At 41.8% G+C, this 13,111-nt stretch carries 8 protein-coding genes; 3 read left to right on the top strand and 5 right to left on the bottom strand.

Going from position 1 to position 13,111, the window contains the following annotated elements; all coding sequences use genetic code 11:
* Positions 1-1,536, top strand: coding sequence for an ATP-binding protein (locus tag JMX13_RS01160; RefSeq protein ID WP_201609003.1), 1,536 nt, complete (start codon positions 1-3; stop codon positions 1,534-1,536).
* A 152-nt stretch (positions 1,537-1,688) separates the two neighbouring features.
* On the opposite strand, the gene JMX13_RS01155 is transcribed toward JMX13_RS01160, so the two are convergent.
* The 3 genes from JMX13_RS01155 to JMX13_RS01145 form a co-directional block, all read right to left on the bottom strand.
* Positions 1,689-3,962: a nitric-oxide reductase large subunit gene (locus JMX13_RS01155; RefSeq protein WP_201609002.1), complete on the bottom strand. Its 2,274-nt coding sequence runs from the start codon at positions 3,960-3,962 to the stop codon at positions 1,689-1,691.
* A 570-nt stretch (positions 3,963-4,532) separates the two neighbouring features.
* A complete protein-coding gene (locus tag JMX13_RS01150; RefSeq protein WP_227686160.1) occupies positions 4,533-5,450 on the bottom strand; it encodes an HpcH/HpaI aldolase/citrate lyase family protein in 918 nt (305 codons plus the stop codon).
* A gap of 92 nt (positions 5,451-5,542) precedes the next feature.
* On the bottom strand, positions 5,543-5,992 hold the full coding sequence (locus tag JMX13_RS01145; protein ID WP_201609001.1) for a DUF1971 domain-containing protein: 450 nt from the start codon (positions 5,990-5,992) through the stop codon (positions 5,543-5,545).
* A gap of 314 nt (positions 5,993-6,306) precedes the next feature.
* Between JMX13_RS01145 and JMX13_RS01140 the strand changes: the two genes are divergently transcribed.
* Positions 6,307-7,785 (top strand): MFS transporter, encoded by a 1,479-nt coding sequence (locus tag JMX13_RS01140; RefSeq protein WP_201608999.1) that lies wholly within the window; start codon positions 6,307-6,309, stop codon positions 7,783-7,785.
* A 161-nt stretch (positions 7,786-7,946) separates the two neighbouring features.
* On the opposite strand, the gene narL is transcribed toward JMX13_RS01140, so the two are convergent.
* Positions 7,947-8,606 carry a two-component system response regulator NarL gene (gene narL / locus JMX13_RS01135; protein WP_201608997.1) on the bottom strand — a complete coding sequence of 220 codons (660 nt, stop codon included), beginning with the start codon at positions 8,604-8,606 and terminating at the stop codon, positions 7,947-7,949.
* Positions 8,607-8,735: 129 nt separating this feature from the next.
* Positions 8,736-10,790, bottom strand: coding sequence for a histidine kinase (locus JMX13_RS01130; RefSeq protein WP_227686159.1), 2,055 nt, complete (start codon positions 10,788-10,790; stop codon positions 8,736-8,738).
* Positions 10,791-11,385: 595 nt separating this feature from the next.
* Between JMX13_RS01130 and JMX13_RS01125 the strand changes: the two genes are divergently transcribed.
* Positions 11,386-12,765: a NarK family nitrate/nitrite MFS transporter gene (locus tag JMX13_RS01125; protein ID WP_201608993.1), complete on the top strand. Its 1,380-nt coding sequence runs from the start codon at positions 11,386-11,388 to the stop codon at positions 12,763-12,765.
* Positions 12,766-13,111: the final 346 nt, after the last annotated feature.

Genomic DNA, 13,111 nt, shown 5'->3' with positions numbered 1-13,111 from the left:
ATGACACCGATTGCGACAGATGGTCGCTTATCTTTATTGTGGCGCACTATTCTATTATTAAGCCTGTGCGTTATCGTCACCCAGATATTTCTATATATTTGGATACAGCGCTCGGTTAATGACCATTTTGAGCAAATGGATGCAGAGATTTTGACCCATGCGGCGTTTAATTTACGCCAATATATGGACAGCAATCACATCGGCGACACTGGTAACACTGGTAACACTGGTAACACTGGTGACATTGCCAACATTAATAATATTGCTACTACCGATGCTGACTCTAAAAAGGAAAAACTACTTTCTCAGCAGACGCTAGCATTACAGAACGCTAGCATCGACTATGAAGTCAAAACTGTCATTACCGATAATAACGGGCAAGTCCTTATTAGTGTGCCCGCAGGTTTTATCAATCAATCGAGCAATGATGGTGCCGTTAAAAATCTGTGGCAAAAACATCATGAGCAGCCGTTTAATTTAACTATCAACGAGCGCCACTATCGCGCTATTATCATTCAGCACGCCAATCGCTTGGCACTCATCGCCCTACCCATCGATGTTCATCATCAGTATTTGGCGCAATTTAACCGTCAGCTGATTATGATTTTAATCGCCATTACCTTTATTTTAGTATCTATCGCCGCTTTTAGTGTGCATTTGGGCTTTGCGCCGCTGGCGACTATTAGGCAAAAAATGAGCGGCATCAATGCCGAACAGCTCGACGATAGAATTGTGATAGCTGATATGCCCAGTGAGTTGCGCCCGCTTGCTGAGACGTATAATGCGATGATGGATAAGCTGGCGCACAATTTTGCATCGCTTTCACGCTTCTCAGACGATATCGCCCACGAGCTGCGCACACCGCTTGCTACTCTTAGCACCCAAACCCAAGTGATGCTTAGTAAACCGCGAGATAGCCAAGAATATATCGAGCAGCTGCATCATCAGCATGACACCTTAGCGCAGTTATCCAATCTCATTAACAATATGCTGCTACTGGCAAAAACTCAAAAAGGGTTGATTCATTCGCAATTTCATCGCGTGGATAGTGATCTACTGCTAACTAAGATGATTGATTATTATGAATGGATAGCGGAAGACCGTGCTATCTCTTTTGAGAAAACAGGTGAGTTTAAAGCTGTGCTTGGTGATGAAAGCTTATTGCAAAGGCTGTTTGCCAACTTACTTGCTAACGCGGTCTATTATGCCGCCAGTGATAGTATTATTTATATTAGCGCCGCAACTGTAACGGATAACGTTGCAAGTAGTGGGCAGGTTTTATCTTTATCAGGCATGCCTATCTCGTACCTGCAAATTACTTTTACCAATCGTCTAACCGCACCAATGACGCAAGCAGAAGTAGATAAATTATCAGAGCGCTTTTATCGCCATCATAAAACCATATCGATGCATGCAGGTACAGGCCTAGGTTTATCGATTGTGCACGCGATTGTCAACGCCCACAATGGTAAAATAGCCATCACTGTCAAAGATGAACATTACTTTGCGGTCAGTATCAAACTCCTGATTGCTTAATAAAAAAAGTAAAGAGTTTAACCTTAAACCGTATTTTCATTAACAGCTTTTTATTAAACGTTTTTTATTAGAAAATACTTTTATTTAAGCCCTAAAAAAGCCCTGCCATTGCAGAGCTTTTTTATTCTTTAACCTTGTTAATGACTTAGATACTAATCATTTACAGGGTTTTCAGGTTGGTAGTTTGAATGTGATGGTTTTGCAAAGGCAAACTTAACGACCTGCAATGCCACACAAACGGCACCAGTGATCAAGACCACGTCACCAAAGGTACGAATCCAACGTAGTGTCTGTAAGAAATCTTGCTGTAAGAAACCTTCACTACGAGCGTACCATAGACCTTCGGTCATTGATGCGTGCGCTTGGAAAATACCGATCGGTAATAAGCTGGTGACAATCATCAATACCAAGCCTGCATTTAGCGCCCAAAAACCGGTTTTGATAAGGTTTTCACTAAACACATAATCTGGGCGGATATAACGCATGACCAGTAAGACAAAGCCGATTGCTAAGAATCCATAAACTCCGAATAAAGCGGCATGTGAGTGAACGGCTGTGGTATTTAACCCTTGTAAATAGAACAGCGACACAGGTGGGTTAATCATAAAGCCGAACACCCCTGCACCCAACATATTCCAGAAGGCGACCGCAACGAAACACATGATAGGCCATTTAAGTTTATTCATCCATGGCGCTTGACGCTGCATAGACCAATGCTCATAACCTTCGTAACCTAATACGACCAAAGGTACAACTTCCAAGGCACTAAATGAGGCGCCGATTGCCATGACTGGCGTGGTTGTACCTGAGAAATATAAATGGTGGAAGGTACCTGGGACACCGCCGAGCATAAATAGTGCGGCTGAAGCGATGGCAGAACCAGTGGCGATTTTTTTATTGACCAAGCCTAAGTTATAGAAAATGAAAGCCAATGAGACGGTGGCGAATACCTCAAAGAAGCCTTCTACCCATAAATGTACCACCCACCAGCGCCAGTATTCCATGATGGTTAAGTGTGTACGCTCGCCGTAGAACAAGCCGGCACCGTAGAATAAACCCACGCAAACGACTGAGGCAAAGAAGATGGCTAATAAGTTTTTATCGCCTGGCTCTTTAAATGCTGGTAAGCAACCACGGGTCATTAATACCAACCAGAATAATACGCCAACCCATTTTAAAATCTGCCAGAAGCGACCAAGGTCAATGAATTCATAGCCTTGATGACCAAACCAGAAGTTATATTTTGCAGGCATAATGCCAGCAATCGCAAAGTATTGGCTAATAAACGAGCCAACGACCACGATGATTAATGCCACCCAAAGTATATCAACGCCCAATTTTTGGTATTTAGGATCTTTACCACCATTGATAAGCGGCGTTAAGTACAAGCCTGCCATTAAGAAAGCGGTAGCAATCCAAAACAAGGCTGCCTGAACATGCCATGTACGTACTAACGAATATGGGAAGTAATTGGAGACGGCGATACCGTAAAACTCTTGTCCCTCAACGGTATAATGCGCGACGAAACCGCCAATAAATACCTGAAAGACAAACAGCCCCATCACTAAAACACCGTATTTTGCCAACGCTTTTTGCGAAGGTGTTAACGCTATTTTGGTTAATGGGTCAGCATCTGGTGTGATTTCCTTAACGTCTTCTTCTTTACGTAAGAATGACCAACCCCAAATGAGGAAACCAACCCCAGCAATTAAGAACACCACACTGGCGATAGACCACATGATATTTTCTGACGTTGGTACGTTATCAATTAGCGGCTCATGCGGCCAGTTATTGGTATAAGTTGCGTCAGTACCCGGACGGTTGGTAGACGCAATCCAAGTGGTCCAAAAGAAAAAATTGGTCAGTTTTTGTCTGTCTTCAATATCTGCCAAAGTATTGTTTTTCATGGCAAAGTTTTCACGCGACTTTTGCAATGAAGGCTCATTACCGTATAGACCGATATAGTAAGGCGCGACTTCATTGATGGCGGCGATACGCGTATCAGACAACACCACTTGATTTTTATCATTGGTATTGCTACCACGATATTCTTTTTTCAACTGCGCATTGAGCACTGCTTTTTGATCGTCTGTTGCAGTGGCAAAATCATGCCCATATAACTCTTGTGCTCTGATATCTAACCAAGCCACAAGCTCTCTGTGTAACCAATCTGCCGTCCAATCAGGCGCTTGATAAGCCCCATGCCCGAGCACTGAGCCAAGCTGCTGTCCACCGGTACGCTGCCAAGCAGATTGACCGTCTAAAATATCTTCTTCTGTGATTAAAACCTTCCCATTGCTGTCAATATACTGATCAGGGATAGGAGGTGCGGTACGATAAACTTCCACGCCGCCCCAGCCTAAAAAGGTAAAGGTGACCACGAGGACGGCGATTAAGCCCCACCAATACTTCTTATATTCGCCCATATCTTGCTCCTAATGGCTAGATAGATAATTTGAACACTTAAACATACATTTAAAATGAATTTTTATAAGTGTAATAACGTTTCCAAGAATAAAAAACTAATGTTGCCTATTGCGATAAATCTATGAATAATCATGTATGATATTAAGCCTAATATAGATTGAGAATTGAAAGTAAAGGCTCAAATTCAAGATGATGTCATTGCCAAATGGATAGATTTTATTGCTTCATTGGCTAAAATTATTTGATGAGTATTTACATCTAGCATCAAATTGGAAACATCTTAACATTCATTTAATATGAATGTTAAGAGTTATTTCGATTTATTCTCATTTTTATCATAAACTGCACCGTTCACTCTTTATAAAACCGCCAGTTATCTTCTTTATTCATAACCAAATTTAGATAAAAAAACTTAGGCTAACAAAAACTTGTGCTTAATTAATGTGCTTAATGAAGAGGCATAAAAAAACCAGACAACGCTACGTTGTCTGGTTTTTTAAGTCTACTTTATCTACTACAATCTTTTCGAATTTTTGTTAAATAGATTACGCGGAACTTGATTTCTCTAATTACTCGGCAAGCGCTAACAGCTGATAACTGCGCTCAATGACCGGCGCATCGACCATATTACCCTCTATTTTAAAGACTGCTTGCCCACTGCGCTCGTATTCTTCGATTACCCGCTGCGCAAATTCAAGCTCACTATCTGTTGGTTGCAGTGCTTGCTTGACGATGTCTACTTGCTTAGGATGGATACAAAGCATGCCAGACATACCCATCTGTGACCATAACTGCACGCGCTTATGCAGACCTTTACTGTCATTAAAATCCGCATAAACACTATCAATCGGCGCGAGCAGTTGATGGACTTTTGAGGTCAAAATAAGCTGATAGCGAATTTGATTGGCGATGATATCCGCTGACGCGGTACCCACTTGCACCTGTAAATCATTGCATAAATCTAAAAATCCATAGCTAAATGCAAGCAGTCCTGAGGCTTTTGCCATCTCGTTGGCACGGTATAAGCCGATGGCATTCTCTATCACCGCAATCACTGGCAGCCGCGTTTCTTGGTAGACTTTCTCAATATCTGCTGCCTGTTCCGCTTTTGCTAACACGACACCTGCCAGCCTAGGCAACTGTTGACATAGCGCTAAATCTTTAGCAAATTCAGCGCTATCTGCTTTATTAATACGCAGCCAAATCGGGCGATAGCTTTTAGCCTCATGTTGAGCATCATAATAGTCTTTTAATGCCGCGCGAGCTTGGGCTTTGTCTACTTGCGCAACCGCATCTTCTAAATCAACAATCACCGCATCCGCACCACTGGCAAAAGCTTTTTCTACCCGATCTATTCGCGTTGTTGGCACAAATAACCATGTCTTGGTATCAGCAAGTGATTTAATCATCACTCGGACATTTTGCGATTCAGTATGGGTATCGATGCCCATGTTTTTATGCTCAGGCTGATTGATAGAAGCTGACATGCTTGATTCCATAGTTAAATAGTTATCTTATCAATACTTAGCGTTATTGTGCCATGACAAAGGCACTTGTAATAGCACAATAACTTTAACGATTAAGATTCTTCTGGTTTATCAAACAACTTTTCGATAGGTTCACTGTGGATTTTAGAGCTATTAAACAGTGATTTATTACCGCTATCACCTTCTGTCCAAAAGTTGATATTAAATTGAGCATCGTCACTTAACTCTACACGGTGCCAATATTGAGGCGGGCTGACCGCAAACTGTCCGGCGTTAATAACGACTGTTTTTTCCGGCTCAGTGGCCGCTTCGTCTGCAAAACCGTAAAAGGTCACCGTACCTTGCATGACACAAATTTGTCCGTAGACGCCTTCAGCCGTATTGTGATGGGTCAATAAGGCGTTAGGCACTTTATCTTTGGTGAAGAAGTGGGTTGAACGTTTTATTTTCCAATGGCTTGGAATGACGGGATTAGGATTAGTGCTGTTAGAGATATTGTTGGTATTGGCGTTCGTGGTATCAGTATGGATAGCGGAACTCATGATAACTCCTTGGCTAGTTTGATTGATGTAGATTTTTATCTCAATCTACCTTAAAAACTTAATACTCAATTGAGAATAATTATCATTAATATAAAATAGCACCTTTTAAATGGTTTTACTACCCTTGTATGTTTTTGACTATTAATAAAAATGTAACGCCCTAAATGCCTTTGCTGTCTCAATTAACCTTTGTCCTCCCCATTAAGTAGTATGGAAAGTAAACCCTATACTGCTTTCGCTCAATGGTTATGATTCTCCTTTATTGCTATTTTGTATCCATTATCAGCATCAGAATTTATAATGGGGACATTATCATGCATGCAAAAGAATTACTCGAGGTTGAACGCCGTGATATTAGGGCACTGCACTATACGTGGATTGCCTTTTTTCTCACCTTTTATGTCTGGTTTAATATGGCACCGCTTGCAACGTCGATGCTACAGACAGAAAGTTATTTAACCCCTGATCATATCAAATTATTTTTAATTGCTAACGTCGCGCTAACGATTCCGGGGCGCGTCATCGTCGGCATGGCATTGGACCGTTTTGGTCCACGGCGCGTGTTTTCTATACTGATGGTAGTGATGGCGATACCGACGTGGTTTTTCGCGTTTGGTAACTCTGCCTCGCAGCTATTCGTCGCGCGTTTATTTATGTCTATCGTCGGTGCAGGTTTCGTCGTTGGTATTCATATGACGACCTTATGGTTTAAACCAAAAGACATCGGTTTTGCTGAAGGTTTTTATGCCGGTTGGGGCAATTTTGGTTCTGCGGCAGCGGCGATTACTATTCCAACCGTTGCCTTGCAGTTTTTTGGCGGTGATGATGGCTGGCGCTGGGCAATTGCTTTATCTGGCTTATTAATGGCGTTATATGGTGTGGCATATTGGTTTTTAATCACCGATGGACCAGAAGTTGGTACCCATAAAAAATCTCGTAAAGCGGGCGCGTTAGAAGTATCTACGTGGAAGGACTTGTGGTTATATTGCTTGTTTATCATTCCTTTATACGGCGTGTTGTCGTTGCTGGTATATCGCACACAAGCAATGGGCTTTTTGAGTGCAACAGGCGCTATCATTGCTTATAGCACGATTGTATTAATGGTTGTTTATCAAATTTATAAAGCCCTGAGTGTCAATCTACCGATGCTTAAAGCCGGTATTCCAGAAGATGATAAATACCCCTTTAAATCAGTTGCGGCGCTGAATGTCAGCTATTTTGCCAACTTTGGCGCAGAGTTGGCGGTGGTTTCTATGCTACCGATGTTCTTTGCCGCGACTTGGAAACTTGATCCAACCGCTGCGGGCTTGATTGCCTCTACCTTTGCCTTTGTCAATTTATGGGCGCGACCACTCGGTGGTTATATCTCTGATAAAGTCGGTAATCGTCGTTTGGTCATGCTGATTTATATGTTTGGTATCGGCATTGGTTTTGTGCTGATGGGCGTGCTCAATGCCGAGTGGCCGCTATTTATCGCCGTGGTGTTTACCATTCTGTGTTCGGTATTTGTACAAGGGGCAGAAGGCGCGACGTTTGGGATTATTCCTTCGATTAAGCGTCGTCTAACCGGTCAGATATCAGGTATGGCAGGCGCTTATGGTAACGTCGGCGCAGTATTTTACTTGTTCATTTACACCTTTGTAGAGCCCAACCAGTTCTTTTATATCATCGCGGTCGGCGCATTTATTGCGTGGATTGTGTGTTATTTCTGGTTGGAAGAACCTGAAGATGCCTTTGGTGATGAATATAAAATGTCCTCTGTCGATCGGCAGATTGCGGCAGAACAAGGCTAGTTATTCTAAGGCTAGTTATTAATAATATCTTCGATAAAAAACAAAAACCCACTTAGCCAGAGTTAAGTGGGTTTTTGTTTTAGATAAAGGCGATAGATGCTTTTAACTTAACTATCATTATTTAAAAAAACAGCTACTTAAAATAGCTTGCTTAAAAACAGCTACTTAGACAAATGGTTCACCGTCCACACCGCCGCTTCTACTCGTGTGCGCAGACCGGTTTTATTGAGGATATGCTTAACGTGTACTTTTACCGTTGATTCGGCAATATCTAGATTATTGGCAATCATTTTATTACTCAGCCCTTCAGCAATCATCTGAATGACTTGTAGTTCTCTACTGGTCAGATTACTGGCGATATCTTCAATACTGGGTGTGCGCAACGTTTGGGCAAGTATCGAAGCTAAGTTGGGACTAATAACCAACTCGCCACGCAGTATTTTTCTGATATCAATAATAATCAGCTCAGGCTCCATATCTTTTAACAGATAACCGTCGACGCCCAATTTTAACGCCTCTTGTACGTCCTCACCGCTATCTGAAACCGTAAACAATACGGTCTTAGTATTAATATTTCTGGCTTTGATTTCTCGTAAGGTTTCGATACCGGTGAGCACTGGCATTTTATGGTCTAGTATCACCAAATCGACGTCGTTATTTTCCAAAAATACCAATGCCTCTTGACCATTGCTGGCTTCACCAACGACTTTGACATCGTCCTCAAGACTTAATAATTCAGAGATGCCGCGGCGTAACATCGGATGGTCATCGACCAATAATAGGCGCGCGGGCGACGTACTGGTATAAACTTTGGTGCTCATAACATACTCACAAATAAAAAAAATGGTACAAGGATTTTATTATTTAACACGAAACTAACTCAAAGAATCAGGCAAAAAATTAAATGTCATAACAATAAGTTAAGCGCTTAACACTATCGTTCTCTTAACTTATAAATAAGCGTCCTGATTATTTTCTTCATCAAAGAAGTTGGGCTCAAACCTGACGGTGATAATGGTGCCGCGTGGTTTATTATCAGTCACGATGAGCTCGCCGCCGATATTGTGAGCGCGCTCCTTCATAATCATCAAGCCATGGTGCTGGGTTTGATCGACACTGCCTGACATGCCAACGCCATCATCGATGATACGCATGAGGATATGCTTATCACCTTCTTCATACCGCAGATGAATCTCGACATTTTGCGCTTGTGCATGCCGACTGATGTTCGATAGCGCTTCTCTAGCAATCTGAATTAAATCTATCTGTTCATGAGCACTCAAATTGAGCGTCATAATGTCATTGTTTACCTTTATTATAAAACCGCCTTTTAAGGCGAATTCACTAGCGGCTTCATGCAATGCTTCATCAAAATTATCATTATCAATGGTTAAACGAAACGTTACCAATAAGTCTCTTAGCTGCCGATATGCCGAACCCAAACCTACTTTTATTTGTTCGATATTCTGATAGATAGCGGGTGCCTCCGATTCACTCATTTGGTTTTTGAGGTGGCGCTCTAAAACACTGACTTGGATTTTTAAATAAGACAACGACTGCGCCAACGAGTCATGCAATTCTCTGGCAATCGTCGAACGCTCTTCAAATAAAATCAGCTGATGCTCTTGTTGTCTTTGTTTACGTAGTGATAGCGCGGTACTGATTAAATTGGTCAGCGAGACGATGAGCTCGTTATTTTGTGCATCTAATTCAGGACTGCTAAACGGGAAAATACTCCCTGCCTCTGTCATTCTTATGCGCTGTTCAGGCGTTATATCATTACTTGTTTCATTATTATTAATGCCATTATCAGCGATAAAAGAGCGATTCATCACCAGTGCCGACTTTGGTCGTACGCGCAATTCTCCAAACGCTTCTTGTTGATGGACGATGGGATAGGTCTTGGTATGCTCGCCATTTTTAGTAATACAACTATCACAGCTAAGCTTTTTACACAGCTCTTTCATTTGGTCGCCATGCAGCACGATTGAGTTTTTATTGGTGATATATTTATTCTGGATACACAAGGTAAATTCTAAATGCGGCAAGGTTTTACTAAAATCTGCAATCAAAGCATCGAGGCGATATAAGCTCACTTGGCTGGTGGTCAGCGATTTTGAAAAGTCATAAAACAGTGACAGTACTTGGTTGGCTTTGACTAGATGCTGGGTTTTTATCTGCACTTCACTTTCAAGCGAGCGCTGATAGGTTTCAATCGTACTTGCCATGTCATTAAAAGAATTACCCAGCACTTCAAACTCTCGATAGCCCTTGATTGACACCCGAGTCTGGCTCTTACCTCTTTTAAATTCATTATTGGCTGTAATTAGTTGCTTAATGGGCATGAGTACCAATTTTTGCATTCGGCGCATACCGATTAATACCATAATAACGATGAGTATCAATGAAAGTATTTGCAGGTTTTGCTGCCAGGTCTGGCGCTGCTCGTTTCGGTACTGCAGCTCACCGACAAAGTGATTCACATCTTCGATATAGCGCGATGAAACGCTATAAAAACCTTGCTTGTCTTGCGCTAATAACGCCGGCTTTAAATCTTGATACCATTGCTCTTTTATCTCATTAAGCTGCTCATTGATGCGCACATGTCTATTGGCGCTCGTCAGCTGATAAACCTGTAATTCTTCGAGTCGATTTTCCATGTCTCGACTGAGAATATCTATCTTTTCAGGGTTAGTTTTATTAGCGAAGTCTAATTTGTCTTGTTTGGCGCTCTGCTTATTCTCTTTATCGCTTACGTCGTTTTGGCGAATACTTAAACTTGGGCTAAAAGGATGGTCATCTGAAAAATCTGTCGCTATCTGAAAGTTGATACGATAGGTTGCCATGCGTATTGAGCCTGCCGTATTAATGGCTTCCGCATCAGATTTTGCGACCCACGCCAGTGCCCCACTACCTAGCGCCGACATCAAAGATAAGATGGCAATGATGATAATAGCGCCCCAAGCATGAAGGGCCAAAGACTGCCTGCGTTGATTAGAACTCATGAATAGCATTCACCCAGCAAAATTAGTGGAAAAAAGGGTTAAATATGGCCAGTGAAGCGCTCTGTTTAAAAGCTAGCGCACTTAAAGTAAATTAAACGTAATTAGATTCAAAACTGCCGCACTTCAATACTTCAATACTTCAAAAGAGACCACTTTAAAAACAGGCCTTTAAAAACAAACATTTGAAATAACAAAAGCGCTTACTAATCAATAAAAAAGCAAACTTTTAGTAATAACTCTGCCCCTAATATACCCCTTTTAGCCATCAGTATACCACTATGTATGAATACTCTTTATCGCGATAACGAAGTACTGTGAGGTATCATTTTTATAAGATTGATAGTTATCATCATTGGTTGTCATGATTGCTTGACACGATTAACTGTCAAGATTGGCTGTGCTTATCAAGTGTCATGGCTAATGCTCACCAAAAACGCCTTGGCAACCAATATAAATTTTCCGCACCAATCTAACATATACATAAGCAGTCATCATAAATCAATAAAACGACTGCCTATGACAATTTTTATAGCTGCTTAGCGTTATAAAAATATCCATTATAACTAAGCATAGATGATATTAAGTGAGGAATAGTATGGGCAATGATTACAACTCCAAAGGTGGTAAGCTCATCACTGAATGGCGACCAGAAGTAAAAGAGTTTTGGGAGGGTGGCGGTAAAAAAGTTGCCCGTAGAAATTTATGGATATCTATTCCATCCTTACTATTGGCATTTGCGGTATGGATGGTATGGAGCGCGGTCATCGTGCGCTTACCAGAGATTGGTTTTGATTTTGATGGCGGGCAGCTATTTTGGTTAGCGGCGCTGCCCGGTCTATCAGGCGCAACGCTACGGATTTTTTATTCTTTTATGGTACCGATTTTTGGTGGTCGTCGTTGGACCGCGATATCGACTTTATCTCTGTTGATTCCAGCGTTATGGATGGGCTTTGCGGTACAAAATCCTGAAACGCCGTTTATGACATTCGCCATTATTGCGCTGCTTTGCGGCTTTGGCGGCGGTAACTTCGCCTCGTCCATGTCCAATATCTCGTTCTTCTTTCCAAAAGCAGAACAAGGCACTGCACTTGGTTTAAACGCCGGCTTAGGTAACCTTGGCGTCTCGGTCATGCAGTTCGTGGTACCGATGATTATATTGGTGGCAGCCTTTGGGAGCTTAGGCGGCAACCCACAAGTAGCTGCAAGCGGTAAACTGTTTTATTTGCAAAATGCTGGCTTTATCTGGGTACCCTTTATCCTACTATTTTCAGCGCTGGCTTGGTTTGGCATGAACGATATTGCCACCGCCAAGGCTTCTTTTAAAGACCAAGCGGTTATCTTTAAACGCAAACATAACTGGATCATGTGTATCCTTTATATGGCGACGTTTGGCTCGTTCATTGGTTTTTCAGCCGCGTTTCCGATGTTGATTAAGAACTCGTTCCCTGCTATTGATGCGCTTAAATTTGCCTTTTTAGGTCCTCTGGTGGGCGCACTATTTCGTCCACTAGGTGGCTGGATATCTGATAAAACCAGCGGCGCAAAAGTCACTTTTTGGAACTATATTGTGATGGTATTGGCAGTATTTGCGGTGATGTATTTCCTACCTAGCGAAACCCATGAGGGCAGCTTCGTCGGCTACTTTATCTCCTTTATGGTGCTATTTATTACCACAGGTATCGGTAACGGCTCGACCTTTACCATGATTCCGGTTATTTTTAGAACCTTTCATGACCGCCGTGAGCCTGAAAAAGCAGGGACAGAAGAGTTGTTTGTCGAGATACGTAAAGAGTCTGCAGCGGTGGTTGGGTTTACCTCGGCAGTCGCCGCCTATGGCGCGTTCTTTGTACCGAAGATGTTCGGTTCAGGACTGGGCGTCGATGGCACTTTTATAGCATTAATTGTCTTTTATGTTCTATGTATTGTATTAACTTGGTGGTATTACAGCCGTCCTAACGCTGAGATTCCTTGTTAAGCTGATTCACTTATATAAAGCTATTAAGGATATTTCTTTTAATTCAAACGTCTCTCTTTATAGTGCTACTTGCCAGCGTAAGTAGCACTTTTTTTGTTTTAAATACTTGTTAACGACTTTTGAGTTATTAATCATCATTAATAACTTAGATTTAATAGTGTTTTAAATGAGTTCTCAGTTTTAGCAGCTACTACTAAGGTGGTAGGGCTCTGCTCATGTTAGCTGATAGTAACAGCGTGATGGCTTAACTAAAATGACACCATCGAAAAATATTTACGGCTTATGTGCATAGCAAGATAAAGATAGAAGCATTCTGCACTCAGCTCTAGATACACCATAGGCAATA

The sequence above is a fragment of the Psychrobacter immobilis genome, from assembly GCF_904846285.1.
In the GTDB taxonomy this organism is placed as follows: domain Bacteria; phylum Pseudomonadota; class Gammaproteobacteria; order Pseudomonadales; family Moraxellaceae; genus Psychrobacter; species Psychrobacter immobilis_D.
The sequence above is the reverse complement of the archived record's forward strand: the minus strand, read 5'-3'. Positions and strand labels throughout refer to the sequence as shown.

Excerpts from the sequence above, each read along its gene's own strand:
- JMX13_RS01125 (WP_201608993.1), top strand. The coding sequence starts at position 11,386 with ATGGGCAATGATTACAACTCCAAAGGTGGTAAGCTCATCACTGAATGG.
- JMX13_RS01140 (WP_201608999.1), top strand. The coding sequence starts at position 6,307 with ATGCATGCAAAAGAATTACTCGAGGTTGAACGCCGTGATATTAGGGCA.
- JMX13_RS01160 (WP_201609003.1), top strand. The coding sequence starts at position 1 with ATGACACCGATTGCGACAGATGGTCGCTTATCTTTATTGTGGCGCACT.
- JMX13_RS01130 (WP_227686159.1), bottom strand. The coding sequence starts at position 10,790 with ATGAGTTCTAATCAACGCAGGCAGTCTTTGGCCCTTCATGCTTGGGGC.
- narL (WP_201608997.1), bottom strand. The coding sequence starts at position 8,606 with ATGAGCACCAAAGTTTATACCAGTACGTCGCCCGCGCGCCTATTATTG.
- JMX13_RS01150 (WP_227686160.1), bottom strand. The coding sequence starts at position 5,450 with ATGTCAGCTTCTATCAATCAGCCTGAGCATAAAAACATGGGCATCGAT.
- JMX13_RS01145 (WP_201609001.1), bottom strand. The coding sequence starts at position 5,992 with ATGAGTTCCGCTATCCATACTGATACCACGAACGCCAATACCAACAAT.
- JMX13_RS01155 (WP_201609002.1), bottom strand. The coding sequence starts at position 3,962 with ATGGGCGAATATAAGAAGTATTGGTGGGGCTTAATCGCCGTCCTCGTG.